Annotated in this window: 22 protein-coding genes and 1 pseudogene; 8 read left to right on the top strand and 15 right to left on the bottom strand. The window is 62.0% G+C overall.

The features are described 5' to 3' along the window. Window positions 1–7: 7 nt before the first annotated feature. From MF410_RS21800 to MF410_RS21765, 8 genes are all read right to left on the bottom strand, one after another. Window positions 8–1,147, bottom strand: a complete 1,140-nt coding sequence (locus MF410_RS21800) for an efflux RND transporter periplasmic adaptor subunit (protein WP_222135235.1) — start codon at window positions 1,145–1,147, stop codon at window positions 8–10. A 50-nt stretch (window positions 1,148–1,197) separates the two neighbouring features. Continuing rightward, a complete protein-coding gene (locus tag MF410_RS21795; protein ID WP_097629983.1) occupies window positions 1,198–1,806 on the bottom strand; it encodes a TetR family transcriptional regulator in 609 nt (202 codons plus the stop codon). A 201-nt stretch (window positions 1,807–2,007) separates the two neighbouring features. Then, entirely contained in the window at window positions 2,008–2,439 is a 432-nt protein-coding gene (locus MF410_RS21790) for an OsmC family protein (RefSeq protein ID WP_097629982.1), read from the bottom strand. A 150-nt stretch (window positions 2,440–2,589) separates the two neighbouring features. Continuing rightward, window positions 2,590–3,369, bottom strand: a complete 780-nt coding sequence (locus MF410_RS21785) for an SDR family oxidoreductase (protein WP_131711856.1) — start codon at window positions 3,367–3,369, stop codon at window positions 2,590–2,592. Further along, window positions 3,370–4,260: an aldose 1-epimerase gene (locus MF410_RS21780; RefSeq protein ID WP_097629980.1), complete on the bottom strand. Its 891-nt coding sequence runs from the start codon at window positions 4,258–4,260 to the stop codon at window positions 3,370–3,372. After that, entirely contained in the window at window positions 4,257–5,207 is a 951-nt protein-coding gene (gene araH / locus MF410_RS21775; protein WP_097629979.1) for an L-arabinose ABC transporter permease AraH, read from the bottom strand. Before araH ends, MF410_RS21780 begins: the two co-directional genes overlap by 4 nt. A gap of 17 nt (window positions 5,208–5,224) precedes the next feature. After that, window positions 5,225–6,730 carry an L-arabinose ABC transporter ATP-binding protein AraG gene (gene araG, locus MF410_RS21770; RefSeq protein WP_097629978.1) on the bottom strand — a complete coding sequence of 502 codons (1,506 nt, stop codon included), beginning with the start codon at window positions 6,728–6,730 and terminating at the stop codon, window positions 5,225–5,227. A 65-nt stretch (window positions 6,731–6,795) separates the two neighbouring features. Beyond that, the gene (locus tag MF410_RS21765) at window positions 6,796–7,779 is read right to left on the bottom strand and encodes an arabinose ABC transporter substrate-binding protein (RefSeq protein WP_097629977.1); all 984 of its coding nucleotides are present in this window, start codon (window positions 7,777–7,779) and stop codon (window positions 6,796–6,798) included. A gap of 212 nt (window positions 7,780–7,991) precedes the next feature. Between MF410_RS21765 and MF410_RS21760 the strand changes: the two genes are divergently transcribed. The 4 genes from MF410_RS21760 (at window position 7,992) to MF410_RS21745 (ending at window position 11,305) form a co-directional block, all read left to right on the top strand. Beyond that, on the top strand, window positions 7,992–8,747 hold the full coding sequence (locus tag MF410_RS21760) for a FadR/GntR family transcriptional regulator (protein WP_097629976.1): 756 nt from the start codon (window positions 7,992–7,994) through the stop codon (window positions 8,745–8,747). Between the two features lie 55 nt (window positions 8,748–8,802). Then, entirely contained in the window at window positions 8,803–9,951 is a 1,149-nt protein-coding gene (gene dgoD, locus MF410_RS21755; RefSeq protein ID WP_097629975.1) for a galactonate dehydratase, read from the top strand. A gap of 97 nt (window positions 9,952–10,048) precedes the next feature. Further along, window positions 10,049–10,450 (top strand): DoxX family protein, encoded by a 402-nt coding sequence (locus MF410_RS21750; protein ID WP_097629974.1) that lies wholly within the window; start codon window positions 10,049–10,051, stop codon window positions 10,448–10,450. Window positions 10,451–10,525: 75 nt separating this feature from the next. Continuing rightward, complete coding sequence (locus tag MF410_RS21745) at window positions 10,526–11,305, top strand: SDR family NAD(P)-dependent oxidoreductase (RefSeq protein WP_097629973.1); 780 nt, start codon at window positions 10,526–10,528, stop codon at window positions 11,303–11,305. Window positions 11,306–11,323: 18 nt separating this feature from the next. On the opposite strand, the gene MF410_RS21740 is transcribed toward MF410_RS21745, so the two are convergent. Continuing rightward, window positions 11,324–12,541, bottom strand: coding sequence for an adenylate/guanylate cyclase domain-containing protein (locus MF410_RS21740; protein ID WP_097629972.1), 1,218 nt, complete (start codon window positions 12,539–12,541; stop codon window positions 11,324–11,326). A 64-nt stretch (window positions 12,542–12,605) separates the two neighbouring features. Next, window positions 12,606–13,631, bottom strand: coding sequence for a LacI family DNA-binding transcriptional regulator (locus MF410_RS21735; protein WP_097629971.1), 1,026 nt, complete (start codon window positions 13,629–13,631; stop codon window positions 12,606–12,608). A 92-nt stretch (window positions 13,632–13,723) separates the two neighbouring features. Between MF410_RS21735 and MF410_RS21730 the strand changes: the two are divergent. The 3 genes and pseudogenes from MF410_RS21730 (at window position 13,724) to MF410_RS21720 (ending at window position 16,824) form a co-directional block, all read left to right on the top strand. Continuing rightward, window positions 13,724–14,910, top strand: a pseudogene (locus tag MF410_RS21730) (phytanoyl-CoA dioxygenase family protein). 88 nt (window positions 14,911–14,998) lie between these two features. Next, the gene (locus MF410_RS21725) at window positions 14,999–15,820 is read left to right on the top strand and encodes an SDR family oxidoreductase (protein ID WP_097629969.1); all 822 of its coding nucleotides are present in this window, start codon (window positions 14,999–15,001) and stop codon (window positions 15,818–15,820) included. Between the two features lie 92 nt (window positions 15,821–15,912). Then, on the top strand, window positions 15,913–16,824 hold the full coding sequence (locus tag MF410_RS21720) for an SMP-30/gluconolactonase/LRE family protein (RefSeq protein WP_097629968.1): 912 nt from the start codon (window positions 15,913–15,915) through the stop codon (window positions 16,822–16,824). 3 nt (window positions 16,825–16,827) lie between these two features. On the opposite strand, the gene MF410_RS21715 is transcribed toward MF410_RS21720, so the two are convergent. The 5 genes from MF410_RS21715 to MF410_RS21695 all read right to left on the bottom strand — a co-directional run bounded on the left by MF410_RS21715 (window position 16,828) and on the right by MF410_RS21695 (window position 21,895). Then, a complete protein-coding gene (locus MF410_RS21715; RefSeq protein ID WP_097629967.1) occupies window positions 16,828–17,577 on the bottom strand; it encodes a ThuA domain-containing protein in 750 nt (249 codons plus the stop codon). A gap of 21 nt (window positions 17,578–17,598) precedes the next feature. After that, window positions 17,599–18,681, bottom strand: coding sequence for a sn-glycerol-3-phosphate ABC transporter ATP-binding protein UgpC (ugpC, locus tag MF410_RS21710; RefSeq protein WP_097629966.1), 1,083 nt, complete (start codon window positions 18,679–18,681; stop codon window positions 17,599–17,601). Window positions 18,682–18,699: 18 nt separating this feature from the next. Next, complete coding sequence (locus MF410_RS21705; RefSeq protein ID WP_097629965.1) at window positions 18,700–19,611, bottom strand: carbohydrate ABC transporter permease; 912 nt, start codon at window positions 19,609–19,611, stop codon at window positions 18,700–18,702. A 1-nt stretch (window position 19,612) separates the two neighbouring features. Next, the gene (locus MF410_RS21700) at window positions 19,613–20,500 is read right to left on the bottom strand and encodes a sugar ABC transporter permease (RefSeq protein ID WP_097629964.1); all 888 of its coding nucleotides are present in this window, start codon (window positions 20,498–20,500) and stop codon (window positions 19,613–19,615) included. A gap of 102 nt (window positions 20,501–20,602) precedes the next feature. Beyond that, entirely contained in the window at window positions 20,603–21,895 is a 1,293-nt protein-coding gene (locus MF410_RS21695; protein WP_097629963.1) for an extracellular solute-binding protein, read from the bottom strand. A gap of 204 nt (window positions 21,896–22,099) precedes the next feature. Here MF410_RS21695 and MF410_RS21690 point away from each other — a divergent pair, with 204 nt between their 5' ends. Continuing rightward, entirely contained in the window at window positions 22,100–23,107 is a 1,008-nt protein-coding gene (locus tag MF410_RS21690; protein WP_097629962.1) for a Gfo/Idh/MocA family oxidoreductase, read from the top strand. Window positions 23,108–23,111: the final 4 nt, after the last annotated feature.

The raw sequence follows: 23,111 nt of genomic DNA, 5'->3' as shown, positions 1-23,111 counted from the left end.
GACGCGATCAGCGGACGGTCTGTTCCGTATCGGCGAGCGCCGACTGCTGGTCCGGCACCTTCACCTTCAGATTTTCGGTCATGAACTGCGTGCCGGCCGCGACGACGAGATCGCCGGTATCGAGGCCTTCGGTTACATGCACGCCGTTGCCGGTGAAATCGGCGACCTGGATGTCGCGGCCATGCACGGTCGCCGTATCGCGGTCGACGGTCCAGACCATCTGCTTGCCGTCTTTCTCAGCCAGTGCGCTGAGTGGGATGGAGACATAGCTGTTGCCGTTATCGACATCGGCCTCGATCGTCGCCGTCATGCCGAGCAGCACGCGCGGATCGTTCGGCAGGCTGACCCGCACCGCGAAAGTGCGCGACTGCTGGTCGGCGCTCCCGGAAACCTCGCGCACCTTGCCGTCGAGCAGCAGCTTTTTATCGGCCCAGAAGCTTGTCTTGACGGTCTTGCCCGGCTTGAATTCGGCAATGTCGTTTTCCGGAATCGCGATCTGCACTTCCTTCTCGCCGTCGACGGCAACGGTGACGACGGCCGTGCCGGAGCCGACGACCTGACCGGTATCGGCATTGATTGATGTGACGATGCCGTTCTGGCCGGCCTTGAGCTCGGTGTAGCTCACCTGGTTCTTCGCCTGGTCAAGTGCGGAGAGCGCGGCATCGCGCTGCGAAATCGCCTGGTCGTGGCTGAGGGCGGCCTGCTCGAGCTGCGATTTCGGAGCGACGCTCTTGTCGAAAAGCTGCTCGGCGCGTTTATTGGCAAGATCGGCGGTTTCGACGCTTCTTTCGGCCGCGGCGAGATTGGCTTCCGCCGTCTTGACCGCCAGCTGGTAATCAGTGGCGTCGACACGGGCGAGAACGTCACCCGGCATCACCCGGTCGCCGATATCGACGAGGCGCTCTGTGATCTTGCCGGCGACGCGAAACCCGAGGTTCATCTCCGTGCGCGCCTTGACCGAGCCGGAATAGTCGAGCTTGCGGGTATCGCCGGCCTTGGCGATCTCGACGACCTTTACCGGCCGGATGACTTGCTTGACCTCAGCCTTCTCTTCCGAGCAGGCGGAAACGCCGATGCCGATGGCGCCGACAAACACGAGGCGGGCGACGGACGGCATGCGATGGCTGAGGGTCTTGAGCGAAAACATCTTCCGCACTCCTGGATCGTTTCGGGGGTCTTGGCGGCGGCTGCCGCCCGTTATTTCTTCAGCGCCCTGATCACGTAGTCGATCAGTTCGTCGACACTCGCGCGGTTGGTTTTGGCAAGACATTGCGCCACCATCTGCGGATGGCAGAGATTGATCGTCGCCGCGCCGAAGCAACGTGACGCGACGACCGGGTCCTGCTCGGCGAACTCGCCCGCAGCAATCCCCTCGGCAATTATTTCGGCAATCAGATCATGGACGCGGTCGATATGTTTCTCGATGACATGCCAGTCGCGCTCGATCGCGACGATGATCATCTCGTGGACCTTCATTTCGTCGAGCATCAGATCGAGCGTCAACTGATGCTGGGTCTCGACATAGCGGCGCAGCCGCTCGCTGGCGCTGATCGGCTGATGGCGGATGTCGTAGGCGATTTGATAGGCGGTGGCGAGCATGCGGCCGCAGAGCGCCTGGTGGATTTCCACCTTGGAGGCAAAGAAACGATAGATATTGGCCGGCGACATGCCGAGATCGCGGGCAATGTCGGCCACCGTCGTCTTGCTGTAGCCATAGTGACGAAACAGCCGCTCGGCCGCATCAAGAATGCGGGTGACATTCTCCTGCCGGATGACGTCGAGCGTATTTTCCGTGATGTCGTCCATGGTTTTGATGCCCGAATTACGACTGACGATTTTTGAATTTCGTCAGTCGTAAAATATCAGGCATCATTTGTCAATACTCCGCCGAGGAGCGGGCGTCGTCAATCGATGGACGGTCAGGGTTTAGAGAGAGATGATGAACACCCGGTAAAATGGAAAGTGCCGCGGCTCGGAAGCACGCGGCACATCGTCGGCGGCAGGATATCAGCTCAGCTTGACGTCGAGCGTGATCGGAACGGCGGCGAGCGCCTTGGAGATCGGGCAGCCGGCCTTTGCCTTGTTGGCAAGTTCGGTGAAGGTCGCCTCATCGGCGCCGGGAATACGGCCGGTGAGCGAAAGATGGATGGCGGTGATGGCAAAGCCGCCCTCGACGCTTTCGAGCGTTACCTTGGCGGATGTTTCCATATGCTCGGCCGTAAAGCCGGCTTCCCCGAGGATCAACGACAGCGCCATGGTGAAGCAGCCGGCATGGGCAGCACCGATCAGCTCTTCCGGGTTGGTGCCGGCAATGCCTTCGAAGCGGCTGGCAAAGCCGTAGGGATAGTCCTTCAGGGCGCCGCTCTGCGTCGAGATCAGGCCTTTGCCGTCTTTGAGGCCACCGGTCCAATGGGCCGAAGCCGTACGATTGATCTGCATGCCGTCCTCCTGTTTCGATTGTGCTTCGAGCAAGCGGCAGGGCGCCGCTCCATGCCTTCGGGAGTTCTGAGAGCCTCCCCGATGGACAATATAATGCTCTATCTTGAGAAGACGACAGGCCTGTAAAAATCAGCAGCGGCCGAAGCGTTTTCAGGCCGGATGCTGCAGCACGCCGAGACCGCCGTCGATCGTCAGGCAGGTGGCGTTCATGAACGGGCACTCGTCGGAGATCATGAAAACGGCAGCCATGGCGATCTCCTCAGGCGTGGCGATGCGCCCGCCGGGATGTAGCTTCATCGTCTCGGCTTTGGCCGCCTCCGGATCGGCAAAGCCGTTCCAGTAGTCGATCACTTTCTGCGTCGAGACATAGCCCGGCGCCAGCGCATTCACCCGGATGTTGTGGGCCGCATATTCGAGACCCAGGGATTTCGTCATTCCCAGCAGCGCGTGTTTTGCCAGCGGATAGGGAAATGTGTGCGGGATGATGGTGAAAGCATGCGTCGAAGCGATATTGAGGATGACGCCGCCGCCCTGTTCGATGAGGCCAGGCAGCACCGCCTTGCAGCAGTTCCACGCACCCTTGAGGTTGATGTCGAAGCAGCGGTTCCACAGCTCGTCGGTCGTCTCGAGTGGTTCGGCGAAGACATTGACGCCGGCATTGTTGACCAGCGCGTTCAACTGCCCGATCTCTTCATTCGCCTGAGCGACCAACGTCGTGATCGTTCCCGCATCGGTAATGTCGGCCGGCAGATAGCCGAGCCGGCCACCAATGCTTTGGAGCTCTTTCGCTGACTTCGCCAGCAGTGCGGCGTCGCGATCGACGAGAAAGACGGCCGCATCCTCCCTCAAGAAGGCCTTCGCCATCGCAAGACCGATGCCCTGCGCGGCGCCAGTTATCAGAATGTGCTTGCCCTGCAGCCGGCCGCCCATCTATCTCCCCTCCGATTGTGCCGGCAGCGCCGCCATCAGGATCGTCACCGAGCCGGCAAGGATTTCGCCGGGCGCAAGCGGCATGAGCCCGCCGAAATCAGGCAGATGGTGGCCATTCGGCAGGTGGCTCATCGGCTCGAGGCAGAAGAAGTCGTTCCGGTCGACCGGCATATAGAGCATGAAGCGATCGAGCGCGCCGTCGGCTTCCAGCGCCGCCTGAAATCCAAGGTCCGGCCAGGCGATGGCGGCCCGCCCGTTCCAGCCCTCGAAGGCATTGTTCATCCATCTCTGCGGCAAGAGCTTTTCCGATCTGAAATCGAAATAGTCGGGCACAGGAGCGGGCACATCAGGCAGGTGGTCCGGCCGCTCGCTCCAGTAGCGATCGGCCGCAATCGTGAGCCGCGTCTTCGGCGTCCGTACGAAGAAAGGGTGTTGACCGAGCCCGAAGGGAAGCGCCGCCTCGCCGCGGTTTTCGACGGAGAGCGCCAGTATCAGCGCATCGCCAGCGACCCGAACCTCCTGCCGGGTGAGATAGGCGTAGGGTGAAACCCTGTCGGCGGCCCGGGAAAAGACGAATTGCGCATATTCTGAACTGCAGTCTTCAACCTGCCAAAGGCCGAGCCAGCCGTCACCGTGCCGATAGAGCGGGTCTGAGGTATTCGGCTGGAAGGCGTAGTCGCGTCCGGCAAAAGACATGCTGTTGCCTTCGACGCGATTGCCGAATGGCACCATCGCAAAATTCGCCATCGCTCCGTCGGGCCCGCCGGCCGCAACGAGAAAGGGGATGCCTCGAAACGTCGCGGCGGTAACCGCGGCACCTCGGGGGCTGACCCGGACGGTGAGATCGCCGTGCCTCAGTTCGATGTCGCTTACGGTCTGCCCTTCACTCATCCGCGTCGTCCTGCAGCCGAAGATCGCAAATTGTCGAGCAGCACGGCGATCAGCAGGATCAACCCGCGCACGACATACTGATAGAATGCCTGGATATTCAGCAGATTCATAACGTTTTCGGCAATGCCCATGATCAGTACGCCGACGATGACGCCGCTCATCGCCGCCCGGCCGCCGGCCAGCGAAACGCCGCCGAGAACGCAGGCCGAAATCACCGACAGCTCAAGTCCGGTCGCCGCATTCGGCTGGCCGGAGGTGATGCGCGAGGCAAGCAGGATGCCGGCAATGCCGCAGATGAGGCCCTGCAGCGCAAAGATCCAGATGCGCGTGTTGACAACATTGACGCCGGCAAGCCGCGAGGCTTCGGGATTGCCGCCGATCGCCAGCGTGTTCTTGCCGAAGACGGTCCGGTTGAGCACGAAACCGAAGAGGATGAAAAGCATCAGCATGATCCAGATCGGCGTCGGCACCGTCAGAAAGCGCGACAGGGCCAGCTGATAAAAGGCCGGATCATTGATGCCGACGGCACGGCCATCCGAGGCGATCAGCGCCAGCCCGCGCACGATCTGCATCGTCGCAAGCGTGGTGATCAGCGCGTTGATGCGGAACCGGGCGATGACGATGCCGTTGACGAAGCCGACGACGGCGCCGCACAGCAGAGCAGCGAGCAACCCGAGAGGGATGGAGCCCGTGGCGTTCGAGACCATCACGGCGATCATGCCCGAGAAGGCGACGATCGACCCGACCGAAAGATCGAAATCGCGCGAGGCGAGGCAGAACATCATCGTGCAAGCAACGATACCGATGGTGACCACCGACTGCAGCAGCCCCAGCATGTTTCGCTCGGTCAGGAAGTTAGGCACGAAGAGCGAGACGATCACGAAGGCGGCGGCGAAGATCACCACCAAGCCCTGTTCGCCGAGAAGGATTTTTTTCAACGCATTCATCGTCCGTATTCCTGATCTTAAATGGTGCCGGCGGCATTCTTGTCGGGCAGTGCTGCCGTCAGGATGGCGCGCTCGTCGAAATCCTGCCGGGCGACATTGGCCGCCACCCTGCCCTGGCACATCACCATGATGCGATCGCAGATGCCCATGACCTCGGGCAATTCGCTTGATATCACCACGATCGCCATGCCGCCGGCCGCAAGTTCGTAAAGGATCTCGTAAATTTCCGATTTCGCCCCGACGTCGATTCCGCGCGTCGGCTCGTCTATGACCAGGACCTTGATCCCCTGCTCGGAAAGCCAGCGGCCGAGAATAACCTTCTGCTGGTTGCCGCCGGAGAGATTGATGATGTCCTGCTTGCGCGACGGGGTTCGCACCCGAAGCCGGGCGATAAACCGATCGGCCAGCGCCGCCTCTTTTCTCGGACTCAAAATGCCGAGGGGCGAGAAGTGCCGGCGCGACGAAATCGCGATATTCTCTTCGATCGACCGGCCCTGGACGATGCCGTCGAATTTGCGGTCCTCCGGGCAGAGCACCATGCCGGCCTTGATCGCCGCCTTCGGACTGTTCGGCAAGACGACAACGCCGTCGATGGCGACCTGGCCTTGATGCCTGGCATCCACGCCGTAGAGCAGCCGCGCCATCTCGCTGCGACCGGCGCCGATCAGGCCGAAGAAGCCGAGAATCTCACCCCGGCGGACGGAAAAACCGATCGGGTTGCGCAGCTTCGGTCCCGACAGCCCCTTGACCTCCAGCCTGATGTCGCCGAGCGGACGTTCGCGCCATCCCCAGACATTGCTGATCTCGCGCCCGACCATTTCCGAGATGATCTGCTCCCGCGTCGTCTCGGTGATATCGGAATGGTGGGCGGCAAGCCTGCCGTCGCGAAGCACCGTGAGGCTGTCGCAAAGCCGAAAAATCTCGTCGAGACGATGCGAGACGTAGAGAATGACCGTTCCCTTCGCCTTCAGCCTGTCGATGAGGGAAAACAGGATTTCGCTCTCGCGCGAGGAGAGCGAGGAGGTCGGCTCGTCAAGCGCAATCACCCGCGCGTCTAGCATGACCGCCTTGGCGATCTCGACCATCTGCCGCGCGCCGATCGAAAGCGAGGCGACCTTGGCCGACGGATCGACATCGATGCCGATTTCCTCGAGCTTCGTCCGCACCGTCTCGATCAGCCGTGTCGAATGGATGACGCCGCCCTTGGCGGGAAAGCGCCCAAGCCAGAGATTCTCGGCGACCGTCAGCTCCGGAACAAGCTGCAGTTCCTGATGGATGACGACGATGCCGGCATGAAAAGCGTCACGCACGGATCCGTATTTCTGCTCCTCGCCATCGATCAGGATGCGGCCGTTATCGGCAGCCTGATCGCCGGACAGAACGCGGATCAGCGTCGATTTGCCGGCGCCGTTCTCGCCCATCAGGCCATGCACCGCGCCCTTCTCGACGGAGAAGGAAACATCCGCCAGCGCCTGCACGCCGGGATAGCCCTTGGAGATATGGTTGAATTCGAGGAAAGCCATCACCGCTCCACCGAGAGGATCCGGCGGCACGCTGAGCGGCCGCCGTCTATATCATCCTGGAAGGATTACTCGATGCCTAGATCCTTGCGGACCTTGTCGTAATCGCCGCGCAGCGCCAGCGAACCGGAGGTCAGCGTCAGCTTTTCCGGCGCCTTGTCGTTGGCGATCCAGTCGTACATGTTGAGCGCCGTCTCGTAGCCGTGGCGCTTCGGCGAGATGATGACGGTGCCGAAGAAGCCAGTCGCCGCCGGCTTCTTGAACTCGTTGATCGCCGATTCCGCGCCGCCGATGCCGACACCGATGACGTTCGTCGCCGGAATGCCGACCGATTCGGATGCACGGACGGCGCCGAGGACGGCTTCATCGTTGAGGCCGAAGGCGACCCAGTATTTCACGTCGGCATGCTTGTTGAGAACGGTGGTCGCCGCGTTGAGCGCCGCTTCCGTATCCGTCTTCGCCTGAGGCGCATCATAGATGTTTTCGGCCGGGAAGCCGGCGGACTTCAGCACCGACATCGCGCCTTCGACGCGGTCGACGGCCGTCGGCAACTGGTCATAGGAGACCCGCACGGCGCCGACATTCTTCATGTCCCAACCGCGCTTCTTGATTTCGTCTACGATCGCCTGGCCGACGGTCTCGCCGATCTTGGTGGCCGAAATGCCCATATGCGGCACCTCTTCCAGCGGCTTGCCGTCGGCGCTGACGAGGCGGTCGTCGACCGTCATCAGCTTCAGCTGGTTGGCTTCGGCCTTGGCGACGATGCCGGGGCCGAGTTTGACGTCGGGCGTGCAGATTATGAAGCCCTGCGCACCTTGGGCGCCGAGATTGTCGATCGCCGACTGGACCTTCTCGCCATCTTCGGCGCCGATCTTGACGACGGTGAAGCCTTTTTCCTTGGCGGCCTGGTCGGCGAACTTCCATTCGTCCTGGAACCACGGCTCCTCAGGTTGCTTGACAATAAACCCGATCTTCACGTCTGCGGAAAATGCCGAGCCGGCTGCCAGAATGGCGAAAGTGCCAGCCAGAATGGCTGCTTTGAACAAGCGCATGTCTCTCTCCCTAAACTCCAAAAACGAGCAGCTGCCTCCCAGGCAACGTCCAATGAATTATGATAAATCATCATACCAGTCAATTGCCAATGTATGATGATTGGAATAATAGGATTATTGACGAGATGCCGGGGAGGAAGCGTCGCAAAGCGGATCGAATTCGGATAATCAGGTTCGATTGCCTAGCACGCGAGACAGAGCGGAGAGGTGAGTTGGAAACAATCGAGCGACAGGGCGGGGCCGAAAGCCGCCGCATCGAGCGCCGCCCGCGCGTACGCCGCAACGTCACGGCGGCGATCGCTCAGGATATTTGTGCGGACCGCTATCCCGCGGGCTCGCCGCTGCCCCGCGAGAACGATCTCTGCGAGCTCTACGGCGTCAGCCGCACCGTCATTCGCGAATCGCTGAAAGTGCTGGAATCCAAAGGCCTTGTCCGTGGCAAGCCGCGCATCGGAACCACCGTCTGCGACAAGGACGATTGGAATATCTTGGACGCTGACGTGCTTGAATGGATGGGTCCCTATATCAAGGATTTCGACCTGCTCGGCTGCATTCTCGAAGCCCGCCGCACCATCGAACCGGCAGCCGCCGAATATGCTGCCGAGCGCGCCAGCGCCCAGGAGATCGCCGATCTCGACAAGGCCTGGCGGCAGATGCGTGACAGTGCCGGCGACCCGGAAAGCTTCACCGATGCCGATGTCATGTTCCATACGGTGCTGCTGACGGCTAGCCACAACCAGGTCTTCCGCCGTCTGTCGAGCGCCATTCATGCGGCGCTGAAATATGCGCTGCATGCCTCCAACATCGGCGTCGAGAATCGCGAGGATGCGGTGCTCGTTCACGGCCAGTTGGTCGAGGCCTTGCGCATGCGCGACAAGGCCGGCGCCCGCGACTGCGCCAACCGCATGCTCGATCTAGCGGTGCGCGATCTTGCCGCCGCCGAAAAAGCGATCGGCAGAACGAAATAAGCAATCCGCGGCTGGCCGCCCGTCAAAAAATCTGAAGAGAGACTGAAGAGCAGCGATGAAGATCACCAAACTCACCACCTATATCGTTCCGCCGCGCTGGCTGTTTTTGAAGATCGAGACCGACGAGGGCATCATCGGCTGGGGCGAACCGGTCGTCGAAGGCCGCGCGCTGACCGTCCAAGCCGCCGTCCACGAACTGGAAGACTATCTGATCGGCAAGGATCCCTTCTTGATCGAGGACCACTGGACGGTGATGTATCGCGGCGGCTTCTATCGCGGCGGGGCTGCCCATATGAGCGCCATCTCCGGCATCGACCAGGCGCTGTGGGACATCAAGGGCAAGGCCCTCGGTCAGCCGATCCATTCCCTGCTCGGCGGCCAGCTGCGCGACCGCATCAAGGTCTATTCCTGGATCGGCGGCGACCGTCCTGCGGATGTCGCCAACAATGCCAGGGAGGTGGTCGCCCGCGGCTTCAAGGCGATCAAGCTCAACGGCTGCGAGGAAATGCAGATCGTCGACACCAACGAGAAGGTGGAGAGGGCGGTCGAGACCATCGCCGTCATCCGCGAGGCGATCGGCCCGCATATCGGCATCGGCGTCGATTTCCACGGCCGCGTGCACAAGCCGATGGCCAAGGTTCTCGCCAAGGAACTCGAACCCTACAAGCTGATGTTCATCGAGGAGCCGGTTCTTTCGGAAAACAAGGAGGCGCTGCGCGACATCGTCAACCATACCTCAACGCCGATCGCGCTTGGCGAACGGCTCTTTTCGCGCTGGGACTTCAAGCAGGTGCTGTCGGACGGTTATGTCGACATCATCCAGCCGGATCTGTCGCATGCCGGCGGCATCACCGAATGCCGCAAGATCGCGGCGATGGCCGAAGCCTATGATGTGGCGCTGGCGCCGCATTGCCCGCTGGGGCCGATCGCACTCGCCGCCTGCCTGCAGGTCGATGCCGTCAGCTATAATGCCTTCATCCAGGAACAGAGCCTCGGCATCCATTACAATACGGGCAACGACATCCTCGACTACATCTCGAACAAGGAGGTGTTCCAATATGCCGATGGTTTCGTCTCGATCCCGCAGGGGCCCGGTCTCGGCATCGAGGTCGACGAGGCCTACGTCATCGAGCGCGCCAGGGAAGGCCACCGCTGGCGCAACCCGATCTGGCGCCATGCCGACGGCAGTTTCGCCGAATGGTAAGAAGAAAGGGTCGCGCCAGCGGCCCTTTTTTCATTCGCCGTGTAGCAAATCTGTCGTCTCGTCCGTCATGGTGGAAACGCAAACAGGAGATCCTACGATGGCAAGAGCAACTGCAATCATCGTCGCCCGCATCATTTTCAGCTTCATCTTCTTCATGGCCGCCGGCTTCAAATTCGCCGATATCGGCGCGACGGCGGGTTACATCGCCGCTGCCGGTTTTCCGATGGCGACATTCCTTGCCTGGGTGGCGGCCTTCTTCGAGATCGCCCTGGCGCTCGCTTTCATAACCGGGGCCTTCTTCACCGAGGCCAGCCTGCTGGCGGGCATCTACGTGATCTTCCTTGCCTTTGCTTTCCACGGGCCATCCCATTGGCAGCAGAACCAGGCCGAATTCGGCTTCTTCGTCGATCACTTCACCTTCCTCGCCGGCCTGCTCTTTGCCGCCGTCCATGGACCGGAGAAATGGGCATTGCGGCACAGCCTCCTCGGAGAGCTTTAACGACCCGCTCTCCCTCCGGAACCAACAGCCATGCCGAACATTGGCTTAGCGGCAAACGGCAAGGAGAGCCCGCCCATGGAACTACAGGGAAGGATCGCGTTGGTGACGGGCGCTGGATCCGGCATCGGCAAGGCGGCCGCATTGAGACTCGCCGCCGACGGAGCAAGGGTCGCCGTCTTGAGCCGCACCGCCGACGAGGTCGAACAAACCTGCGCCGAGATCAAGGCGGCGGGGGGCGAATCGATCGCGTTGATCGCCGACACCAGCGAAGAGGCGCAGATGCGCAGCGCCGTGAAGCAATTGACCGATACGTTCCACGGCCTTGACATCGTCATCGCCAATGCCGGCATCAATGGCGTCTGGGCGCCGATCGACGATCTGAAGCCGGATGAATGGGATAAGACCATCGCCGTCAATCTGCGCGGCACCTATCTGACCTTGCATCTGACGGTCCCCTACCTGAAAAGAAATGGCGGCTCGATCGTCGTCGTCTCCTCGATCAACGGCACCCGGACATTCACGACGCCGGGCGCAACCGCCTATACCGCAACCAAGGCCGGCCAGGTCGCCATGGTCCAGCAACTGGCCCTCGAACTCGGCCGGCACGGCATCCGTGTCAATGCCGTCTGCCCCGGCGAGATCGAGACCAATATCGGCGCCAACACGAATAGCCGGCATCGCGACGAGACCGAGGTTCCGGTCATCTGGCCGCAAGGGGATATCCCAATCGCCGGCGGCAAGGCGGGCAAGAGCGAGGACGTCGCCGAAACCATTCTCTTCCTCGCCTCAGACCGGGCCCGGCATATCACCGGCACGCCGATCTGGATCGATGGCGGCCAGGGGCTGCTGCGATAGGCCTGCGTCCTGCGACGATCAGGCGCTCAGCCGGGCGTTATCGAGCGTATAGAGTTCCTGCGCGCGCTGCACGCCGCGCAACGCATAACGTCCGACACAGGCAAGTGCCGCGCGCTGTTCCTCCGGTATCGCTGTGGCGAAATCGGAGGAGATCAACAGGTTGAGATCCACTGATCGGCACATCGAAGCGATGCGGCTGACCTCGTTGACGGCAGGGCCGATGACCGTGAAGTCCAGCCGGTCCTGACTGCCGATATTGCCGTAAAAGACGTCTCCGATATGCAGGCCGATATAGACATCGGTCGTTGGCCGGTCGCCGGCTTTGCGTTCGGCATTGAGCTTGGCGAGCTTTTCCCGCAGAAGCGCTTCGGCGTGGAGCGCCGCACGACAGGTCTCCGCCGGCACCTCGCCCTTGAAGATCGCCAGCACGCCGTCGCCGATCAGCTTCAGCACATTGCCGCCGGATTCGTGGATCGCCGTGATCACCGCCTCGCTATAGTCGTTGAGCAACGGGATGATCTCCTCCGGCGGTACGCTGTCGGATATCTTTGTGTAGTTCAACAAATCCGAAAACCAGAGTGCGGCGGAAATCCGCTCCGATTTGCCGCGACTGATCTTGCCCTCCATGACCTGACGCGCCGCGTCCTCGCCGAGATAGACTTCGGCGATGGTGCGGGCGATCCGCCCGAGCCCGATGCACTTGATCGCCAGTCCCAGCACCGGCACCAGCTTGCGCAGGATGGCGAGGTCGTGATCGGAAAAACCCTCGGGATGTTTGGTCGCGAAATGCGAGAAGAAACAATCCATTTCGCCGATCGTGCCGGCCTCGCTGAAACGATGGACCATCGCTATGAAATCCGTATGGCCGGCTTCAGCGATCGTATCGAGCAGGCTGAAATCGATCGGATCGCCAAAGCCGAGGCGCCGGCGTATCTCCCGTTCATTGTTGGCCCAGAGATAATAAAAGGCCGAGCGCTGCCAGTTCGCCGCGGCCTCCCCGGAGCTCGTCGAGCCATATTCGAACTCGGCCTCGATCTCCTCCTCGCTGTCCCAGCGAAAGGCGCGGCCCTCATGCACCGGGTGCAGCGTATCCATCAGCGCCAGGCCGCGGTCGAGCGGCAGCCCGGCATTGCGGCAGGCCGCGCAGAAACCGGTCATGAGCTCGGCTTCCGAGGCGCCCTTTAGTCCCTGCTCCGTGATCCAGGCTGCAATTGTGCTGACGTCGCTATAATCCATGCCGCTCACCTTCACTCTCGCCCAAGCTGTAGTCCGAATTCGGCATCGAAGGAAGCCGATTGGCTCAATCGCCGACGGGCATGTTGTAGGGCGTGACGATTTCGACCGATGAGAGCGAGGCCGGAACCGCCCGACCCGGTGACGTCGCTCGGCCCATGATCGCCCTGAAGGCCGAACGCGCATCTGTCCTGAGATCATGGTGGAGCACGAAGCCGATCCGGCGGGCGGCAAGCAGCGCGCGGTTGTCGACGTCGAGATCATGAGCGACGAAGACGTGGACCGGGCGTTTGGCCGCATCGAAGGCCGCCAGCACCGCTCGGTTGCCGCCACCGATCGAATAGACTGCATTGATGGTGGGATCGGCAGCAAGTGCAGCCGCCGCAAGCGTTCCCGTCGCCGTATCGGTGCCATGCCCCTCGCTGATTTCGGTGATGCCGATTCCGGGATAACGGGCGCGAATGATGCGGCGAAAGCCGATCTCGCGCTCCTCCTCGCCGCGAAACCGCCCGCTCGACAGCGTCACCAGCACCTTGCCGCCACCGCTCGCGAGCACTTCACCGATCAGATAGGCCGCGGTCTCGCCCGCCGCCCGGTTGTCGGCGCCGGCATAGGCGATGCGCGCCGAATTCGGCAGGTCGGTCACCAGTGTTACCACTGGAATGCCCGCCGCATCCGCCCGCGCGACGGCAGCGGCCACCTCGGCAACGTCAGGCGCCTTCAGCACGATGCCGTGTGTGCCGCGCAGCCGGATGCGGTCGAGAAGCTGCACCATCTCGGCCGGCTTCATCACCTCGGCGAAAAGGAACCGGCAGCGGAAGACCCCGGGCAGGAAGGCCGCCATCTCCGCCTCGAAGGCGGCGCGCACCGCATCGCTGAAACGCTGAGGCGTCTCCATGACGATATCGATCGCCAGCATGCGCCCACTCGTCACCGCTCCGGCCTTCTGCTTTTCGAGTTCGGCAATCGCCGCCTGCACCCGCATTTCCGTCTGCTGGCGCACACCCGGCCGCCCGTTCAGCACCCGGTCAACGGTCGCGGTGCTCAATCCGGCCTGGAAGGCAATGTCCTTGACGAGGAAGAGATGGGCCATGGAATCCGCTTGATGGTTTTTTGATGGATTTCTGATCTATATCACCCGGCATCGCCGCGTATAGTGCCTTCATCGAAAGAGGAGGAGCCATCATGAAAACCGACAATCAGCAGAAATTGCGCGCCGACCGTGTCTGGCTCAGCGAAGACAGCTGCGATCTCGAGGATTTTCGCCGCCTGTCGGAAAAGACCACCGTGCTTGCCGATTACCCTACGGCTTCTGCCGTCGAAAAAACGTGCTGATCTATGACAGCCGCAAGGTGACGGCGGCGGCGGCAACGCCGGAGGGCCGGCGCGCCGTGCTGGCCGAGATCTGCGAGGCCTTCGGCGATGGTCCCGGCGTCGCCGTCTTCAAGCATGCGTACGAGGATACCGCCATTATCGACCGCGCCAGCGTGGTCTTCGATCAGATCATCGAGGAGCAGCACCGCACCTCGACCGGCGGCGGCGATCACTTCGCCAAGCCCGGCGCCAACGACCGCATCTGGAATTCACTGGAAAAACATTGCCTCGCCGATCCCGCGAATTTTGCCGAATATTACGGCAATGCCATCGTCGCACTGGCAAGCCAAGCCTGGCTCGGCCCAAGCTACCAGATGACGGCCCAGGTCAACCGCGTCAATCCGGGGGGCGCGGCACAGTCGGCCCATCGCGACTATCATCTCGGCTTCCAATCGTCCGCGGTGATCGAGCAGTTTCCGGTGCATGTGCACCGGCTTTCGCCGGTGCTGACGCTGCAGGGTGCGGTCGCCCATTGCGACATGCCGCTCGAAAGCGGCCCGACGCTCTTCCTGCCGCACAGCCAGACCTATGTGCCGGGCTATCTCGCGCTCAAGCGCCAGGAATTCCGGGATTATTTCGAGGCCAACCACATCCAGCTGCCGCTCGAAAAAGGCGACGTCGTCTTCTTCAATCCCGCCCTCTTCCACGCCGCCGGCACCAACCGCTCGGCCGATATCAAGCGCGTCGCCAACCTGTTGCAGGTCTCCTCTGCCTTCGGCCGGGCGATGGAAACGGTCAATCGCGAAAAAATGAGCGCCACGCTCTTTCCCACCCTGAAGACATTGCAGGACAGGCTGTCGCCCGACGAGATCGCCAATGCCGTTGCCGCCTGCGCCGAAGGTTATTCCTTCCCGACCAATCTCGATCGAGATCCCCCGCTTGGCGGCCTGGCGCCGAAGACGCAGGCGCAGCTGATGCACGAGGCGTTGAAGGAAGGCTGGAGCGACGAAGCCTTTGCGGCGGCACTTGCAGAACAGGCGCAGAAGAAGCTGAGCTGACTAAGGATCTGGAGCCGACCCGCACTGAAATAAAAGCCTCCCGCACCCCCGCGGGAGGCCATTCGCATATCACCACCAAGGGAACCACATGAGCACAGATCACGGCCGCCTCGACGGCAAGATCGCCATCGTCACCGGCGGCACGCAAGGGTTGGGCGCCACTATCGCCCGTCTCTTCGCCGAACGCGGTGCTGAGGGCATCGTCATTTGCGGCCGCAACGAAGCCAAGGGCCAGGCGAAGGCCGCGGAAATCTCGGCCGCAACCGGTGTGAAGGTTGTCTACGTCATGGCCGACCTCGGCAAGGTCGAGGACGCCAGGAATGTCGTACAGGCCTGCGACGAGGCCTTCGGCCGGGTCGACGCGCTGATCAATGCCGCCGCCATCACCGATCGCGGCACCATCCTCGACACCAGCCCTGAACTCTTCGACGCCATGTTCGCCGTCAACGTGCGCGCACCGTTCTTCCTGATGCAGGAGACAATGAAGGTCATGCGCCGCGAAAAGACCGAGGGCACGATCGTCAACATCGGCTCAATGTCGGCCAAGGCAGGCCAGCCCTTCATCGCCGCCTATTGCGCCTCCAAGGGGGCGTTGGAAACGCTGACGAAGAATACCGCCTATGCGCTGCTGCGCAACCGCATCCGCGTCAACGGCCTCAACATCGGCTGGATGGCCTCCGAAGGCGAGGATCGCATCCAGCGCGAATATCACGATGCCCCCGCCGATTGGCTTGAGAAGGCGGCAGCCGGCCAGCCCTTCGGCCGTCTCGTCGACCCGCACGAAGTGGCGCGCGCCTGCGCCTACCTATCGTCGGCCGAATCCGGCCTGATGACCGGCTCTGTCATCTGCTTCGACCAGTCGATCTGGGGTGCCTATGACGGCTCGCCGCACCCGGTGGCGGCTCTCTAAAAACTGAGCCCGGCATTTCCCTCGCCGGGCTCTGGCACCTGCCGATATTTGCCGCTAGGAAAAGGTCAGCAGCATTCAGGGAGGAAACCGGCGTGGCCGACAATCCGCTTTACGACATCCGCGACGAACGCTTCGGCGCTCTGGTCATCGGCAGCGCAGCCCTCGAGGAGCTCTATTCCGGCTGCCGCTGGACCGAAGGCCCGGTGTGGTTTTCCGACGTGGACTGCCTGCTCTGGAGCGATATTCCGAACGAACGCATCATGCGCTGGACGCCGGATGGCACGGTCTCGGTCTTCCGCTCGCCCTCCAACTATGTCAACGGCAATACCCGCGACCGGCAGGGCCGGCTGGTCTCCTGCGAACATGGCGGCCGCCGCGTCACCCGCACCGAGCCGGACGGCACCATCACCGTTCTCGCCGACAGCTACAAGGGCAAACGACTGAACTCGCCGAACGATGTCGTCGTGCATTCCGACGGCGGAATCTGGTTCACCGATCCGACCTACGGCATCCTCTCGGATTACGAGGGCCACAAGGCAGAGCCCGAACAGCCGACCCGCAACGTCTACCGCATCGATCCCGCAAGCGGCGCGATCGAGGCCGTCATCGAGGATTTCATCCAGCCGAACGGCCTTGCCTTCTCGCCCGACGAGACAAAACTCTACATTGCCGATTCCGGCTCGGCAAAACATGAAGTGCCGCGCCATATAAGATTTTTCGACGTCGTCGACGGCAGGAAGCTTACAAACAGCCGCTATTTCTGCAGCCTCGATATCGGCAATCCTGACGGTTTCCGCTTCGATGTCGGCGGCAATCTCTGGACAAGTGCGTCCGACGGCGTGCACTGCTTTTCGCCGGACGGCACCCTGCTCGGCAAGATCAGGGTGCCGCAGACGGTGTCCAACCTCACCTTCGGCGGGCCCAAGAAGAACCGGCTGTTCATCACTGCGACGCGCTCGGTCTATTCGATCTATACGAAGACCAACGGCGCCCAATATCCGTAAGGATCAGCCCTTCACGGCATCCGGCCTGCCATGCAGCGGCTCGGCGCGGTGCCAGTTCTCCAGGATGCGGCCGTCCGTATGCTTTTGCCGCGCCCAACGGATGCCGTTCGAGATCACCTTGTGCACGGTCTTGTCGTGATAGATCGGATAGGTTTCGTGGCCGGGGCTGAAGAAGAAGATACGCCCGCGCCCACGCTGGAAGGTGCAGCCACTGCGGAACACTTCGCCGCCGGAATACCAGGAGATGAACACCAGCTCGTCCGGCTGCGGGATGTCGAAGGGCTCGCCATACATTTCCGAGGCATTGACCTCGAAATAGGGCGGCAGCCCCTCGGCGATCGGATGTGAGGGATTGACCACCCACACCCGCTCCAAGTCTCCATCCGTCGTCTCGCGCCAGGAAAGATTGGCATTGGTGCCCATCAGCCGGCGGAAGAGCTTGGAATGATGGCCGGAATGCAGCACCAGAAGGCCCATGCCCTTCAGCACCCGCTGCTGCACGCGCTCGATCAGCCCATCGCTGACCTCCTCATGCGCCATATGCCCCCACCAGAGCAGCACGTCGGTATTATCGAGCACGCTGTCCGGCAGGCCTTCATCGGGATCATCGAGCGTGCCGCGGCGGATTTCGAAATCCGGATGGGCGATGCCGGCGGCGATCGCGCCGTCGATACGATCGGGATAGATCTCCTGAACCTCCCTATGGAGCTGCTCGTGGCGTCCTTCGTTCCAGATGGTGACCTTGATTGTCATAGCATTCCTCGATGTTAGCTGTCAGGCGGTTGCCGGACGGATCACCCGTCCGGCGGAATCGAACAGAAGGCAGGCGGCGGGATCGGCGGTCAGCGACACGCGATCGCCCGGCCGCACACCAATATCGCCCTCGGCACGCACGACAATCGGCTGCTGCCCGGAGCCGACGGTCATGTAGGTCTCGACGCCGAGCCGCTCGACGATGACCACTTCGGCCGTGAAATGTCCCTGCCCTTCCGGCGCGATCTTCAGATGCTCTGGCCGGATGCCGAGTTTGGCCTCGCCCTGTGGCACCGCGCCATTGGCATCGGCAAGATCGAGCAACAGCCCGATCGGGCTGTCGAGATGCAACGCACCCACCGAGGTCCGCGTTGCGGTGACCGGGATGACGTTCATCTTAGGCGAGCCGATGAAGGTCGCGACGAATTCATTCTGCGGCTGATGGTAGAGCGACATCGGCGCGCCCTCCTGTGCCACCAAGCCCTTGTTCAGCACGACGATGCGGTCGGCCATCGTCATCGCTTCCACCTGGTCGTGGGTGACGTAGACGACGGTCGCCTTCAGCTCGCGGTGCAGGCGCTGCAGCTCGGCGCGCATCTGCACGCGCAAGGCCGAATCGAGGTTCGACAGCGGCTCGTCGAACAGGATCAGCGACGGCTTCTTGATGATGGCGCGACCGATCGCCACCCGCTGACGCTGGCCGCCGGAAAGGGCGGCCGGGCGGCGGTCGAGATAGTCGGTGAGCTGCAGGATCTCGGCGACGCCTTCCACCTGCCGGCGGATCTCCGTCTCCGGCACCTTTTTCAGGCTAAGGGAAAAGCCGATATTTTCGGCAACGGTCATATGCGGATAGAGCGCATAGGACTGGAACACCATGGCGATGCCGCGTTTGTCGGGCGGCACGTCGTTGATGCGCTTGCCGTCGAGGACAAGATCGCCTTCGTCGATGCCTTCGAGGCCGGCGATCATGCGCAGGAGCGTCGACTTACCGCAGCCGGACGGACCAACGAAGACGGCGAATTCCCCGTCTTCCACAGTGATATCGACGCCCTTGATGACTTCGAGCGCGCCGTAGAACTTGCGAACGTTTCTGAGATTGATCATCCGTTTCTCCTCTTGATCTCAGCCCTTCACGCCGCCCGAAAAGGTCTGGACGAGGAAGCGCCGCGCAAAGCCGAAGGCGACGACGGCCGGCAGCAGATAGATGAAGGCCAGCGCGGTCAGCAGGCCGTAGTCGATCTCATTGATGCGGAGAAAAGCGCGGAAGAGGCCGAGCGGCAGCGTCTGCAGCTCCGGCGACGATAGGAAGATGAGCGGCAGCAGAAAATCGCCCCAGGCCGACATGAAGGCGAAGAGCCCGGCGGCGGCAAGCCCCGGCAGCGCCAGCGGGATCAGCACCCGGCGGATGCGCTGGATCAGCGTTGCTCCGTCCATCAGCGCCGCCTCTTCGTAATCCCTCGGCAGCCCGTCGAAGAAGGTCTTCATGATCCAGAGCGCCAGCGGCAATTGCATCGTCGCCAGCACCAGGATCAGCCCGAGATAGCCGTCGATGAAGCCGGTCCAGCGCATGATGTCGCGGGCATAGCTGCCGAAGATCGGCCTGAGCACCGCCGCCTCCGCATTGTTCAGCGTCAGCAGGAATTTATAGAGCGGCACGACGAGCGCCGTCGGCGGCAGCACGCGGATGAGCAGGATCGCATAGAGGAACGGCAGCTTCCACCAGGCACGGGTGCGCGACAGGGCATAACCGCCGAGCCCCGCCAGCACCATGACCAGCAACGTGGCGCTGCCGACGACGAAGAGCGAGTTGAATAGCCACTTAGCCCCGTCTTCCTTGGTGAAGACTTTGACGTAATTGGCGAAGGTCCATTGCTGCGGCCAATGCAGGAAGAGCTGCGCATTGCCGTCGAAAGAGGCGAGCAGCACCCAGAAGAAGGGCACGGCGCAGAAAATCGACATCAGCGACAGCGTCGCATATGCGATGAGGTCGGAACGGCTCTTATTGGCGGTCTCGCTCGGGGAAACGACGGCCATGTCAGACCTCCACCTTCATGGCACGGACATAGGCGATGCCTAATATCAGCGAGATGACGAGCGCGACGACGGCGACCGCGGCGCCATAGCCGAGCTGGAACGCCGTGAAGGACTGGTTGTAGATATAAATGCTGACCACCTCGGTCGCCCCGCCCGGGCCTCCGCGCGTCAGCGCATAGACGAGGCCGAAGACGGCGATGGTCGATACGGCCGAAATCAGCATGTAGAGAAGGATCGTCGGCATCATCAGCGGCAGGGTGATGCGGCGAAACATCTGCGATGGCGTGGCGCCGTCCATGCGCGCCGCCTCGTAGATCTCGGCCGGAATGGTGCTGAGGCCGGCCGTCAGCAGGATCATCGCGGTGGCGATGCCGCGCCAGATGTTGACGATGATGATCATCGACAGCGGGAAGACCTGCAGCCAGTCGGCCGGCGTGACGCCCAAGAAGCTGACGATGCGGGTGAGCGTGGCATTGTCACCGCCCGCCAGCATCGAGATCCACATGAAGCCGGCGACGACTTCGGGGGCGGCATTGGGCAGCAGGATGATCGACGAGAACACACGCCGGAAGCGGATCGGCCGGCGCAGCGCGATTGCCGAGATCAGGCCGAGCAGGAACTGGCCGATCACCGCGGAACCGATGACGAAGACGAAAGTGACGAACAGCGAATTCCAGAACTTCGCGTCGTTGAACAGCCTGACATAATTCCGGAAACCGACGAAGCGCGGCCGGAGCGCCGCCGCCCCGGTCAGCGCCTCGTTGGTGAAGCTCAGATAGATGGAATAGACGGCCGGATAGATGACGAAGGCCAGCAGCAGCACGAGCGAGGGCAGCAGGATCAGCAGCCATTGCCGCTCGGCGCGCTTTTCATGAGAGTTTCTGGCCATGGAAGCTCGCAACCTGTCGAATGTACCGGCTCATCGAACAATGACGGGGAGACGCGGTGCCCTGGCGCCGCGTCCCCGTTCGCGGGGAAAGCAAGCGTACGCTTACTTCACCATGTCGTCGCCGAGCGTTTCCTTGACGTAGTCGACCAGGATCTTCTGGGCGCCGGCAGCATCGGTTTCCTTGCGCAGCATCGCTTCCGTCGCCCGCGCCACGCCTTCCGAAACCGTGCCGAAACCGGAGGCCTGTTTCAGGAACACGCCATTTCCGGCCGCCGCATGGATCGGAACCAGCTCCGTCAGTTTCTGGAAGTCGGCATTGTCGGCCGCATCCTTGCTGGCGGGGATGTTGCCGATGCGGGCGGCGTAGGAAACCTGCGTCTCGATCGAGCCGATCTCCATCAGCGCCTTGATCGCGAGTTCGCTATTGGCCGATTTGGAATTGACGGCCCACGGCGCGGCAAGGTTGGCGAGCACATACTGACCGCTGCTCTGGCCCGGCACGGTCCAGGTTCCCACAACCTTGGTCACTTCGGGGATCGGGTTCTTGCTCTCGCGGCCCCAGTCGAAAATATAGCACCAGGAGCCGCAGGTGGTCGCGGCGAGCTTGCCTTCCGGGAACATCTGGTATTTTGGCACGACCCAGGGCTCCGGCCCGAGCAGCGGCTGCGTCGGCATCAGATCCTTGTCGATCAGCTCCTTGTAGACGTTGAAGACATCCTTGATGCCCTCGCCGTTGAGATCGAGCTTGCCGTCGGCATCGACAAGCTGCGGCGTCTTGGAGCCGACGAGCAGGTGCTGGAAGCCCTCGTCGAAGGCGCCGCTTCCCCAGGATACGCCGGCCGGGAAAAGCAAGCCGTAGGCGCCGGTCTTATGCTTGATCTCGGCCGCACGGTCGAGAAGCTCCTGCCAGGTCTTCGGCTGCTCTGTGGAGATGCCGGCCTTTTCGAGAACGTCCTTGCGATAATAGATTTCCTGAATGCCGAGCATGAACGGCATCACATAGGTCTCGCCATCCGGGCTGACGGCCAGCTGCTTGGCAACGTCATAGAGGTTAGCATAGCCGTCCCAGGCCTTGAACTCCTTGGTGATGGGCGTGAGGTAGCCAGCTTCCACCATATCGGCGACCGCGGCCGTCGTCGGGATGGAGAACAGATCGGGCGCGTTGCCGGCCCCGAGCTCCGTCAGCAGCTTGGTCAGATAATCCTTATCGGGCGCCGGATATTCGATGACCTCGACGGTCACGCCGTATTTCTTTTCGATCCGCTCGACCGTCGACTTCATCGCATCGATGCCGGCCTGGCCGTGATTGGCAATTCGAATTGTTTCGGCCTGCGCCAGCGTCGAAACCGCGCTCAGCAGAATGGCGCACAGGCCACCAAGAACCGTCTTCTTCAACGAAAAGTCCTCCCTTTTTTAGAGACACGGCGCCCTCCAGCACCGGCTGCAAAAATGTACACGCATTCCAATCGCTGGCAAGCTGGTTTTTGAAAAGATTCGAATCTCGAATTCAATTAACTGATATTACTGAGATATATAGATATTGCCATCATCGTACAGCTTGTGTAATCGTATACACAAACATTCAGGGAGAGCATTTTCATGGCTGAGAAATTGCGCCTCGGCGTCATCGGCGCCGGGCTGAAGGCGGTGGAATATGCCAAGAGCTGGGCTGGCATGCCCGAGATCGAATTCGCCGTCCTTGCGGACACCACGGCCGCCTCGCGCCAGCGGCTGATCGACGTCTGCCTCGCCGCCGGCGCGCCCGAACCGAGTAGCTTCGAGGACTATCGCGAAATGCTCGTCCAATGCCGGGACGAACTCGACATCCTCTATATCTCCACCCCGCATGCCTTCCATGCCGAGCAGGCGACCGCCGTCGCCGAAGCCGGCCTCGACCTCTTCCTGGAAAAACCGATGGTGACGACGGTCGCCGAGGCCGAGCGGCTGATCGCGGCGCAGAAGAAGAGCGGCGTTACCATCGTCACCGCTTTCCAGGGCGGTCTGTCGCCGCTGGTGCTCGACACGCGCCGGCGGGCGCTTTCCGGCGAATTCGGTGAGCTGATCGCCATATCGGGCATGATTTGGGAAAGCTGGTCGTCCAATTATGACGGCCATTGGAAACAGCAGCCCGAGATTTCTGGCGGCGGCTTCATGTTCGATACTGGCGCCCATATGATGAACACCGTCTGCCTGCTGGCCAATTCCGATTTCGACAGCGTTTCGGCCTACATGGCCAATCACGGCAAAAAGGTCGATATATCAACAGCCGTCTCCGCCCGGCTGAAGAACGGCGCCCTGGCAACGCTGACGGCCGCCGGGGAAGGCCCTCCCGGCTGCGCCTCCCACATCACCTTCTTCTATTCCAAGGCGATCGTGCGCATCGATGCCTGGGGCGCCTGGCGCGAGATCAGCGTCGGCCGCAACGCCGAGCCGCGCGAGGAAGCCGAGATTCTCGGCAATCCGATGAAAAATTTCCTCGCCATTCGCGCGGGAAAAATGGAAAACTCCGGCTCCGTTGAAATGGGCCTCAGATTCGCTAGGCTATGGGACGCAATCAAGGAATCGGCAGCGGCCGGCGGCGCCTCCGTCAGGATCGTCGCCCAATAGGCGC

The sequence above is a fragment of the Rhizobium sp. C104 genome (assembly GCF_022354505.1).
GTDB classification, from domain to species: domain Bacteria; phylum Pseudomonadota; class Alphaproteobacteria; order Rhizobiales; family Rhizobiaceae; genus Rhizobium; species Rhizobium redzepovicii.
The sequence above is the reverse complement of the archived record's forward strand: the minus strand, read 5'-3'. Positions and strand labels throughout refer to the sequence as shown.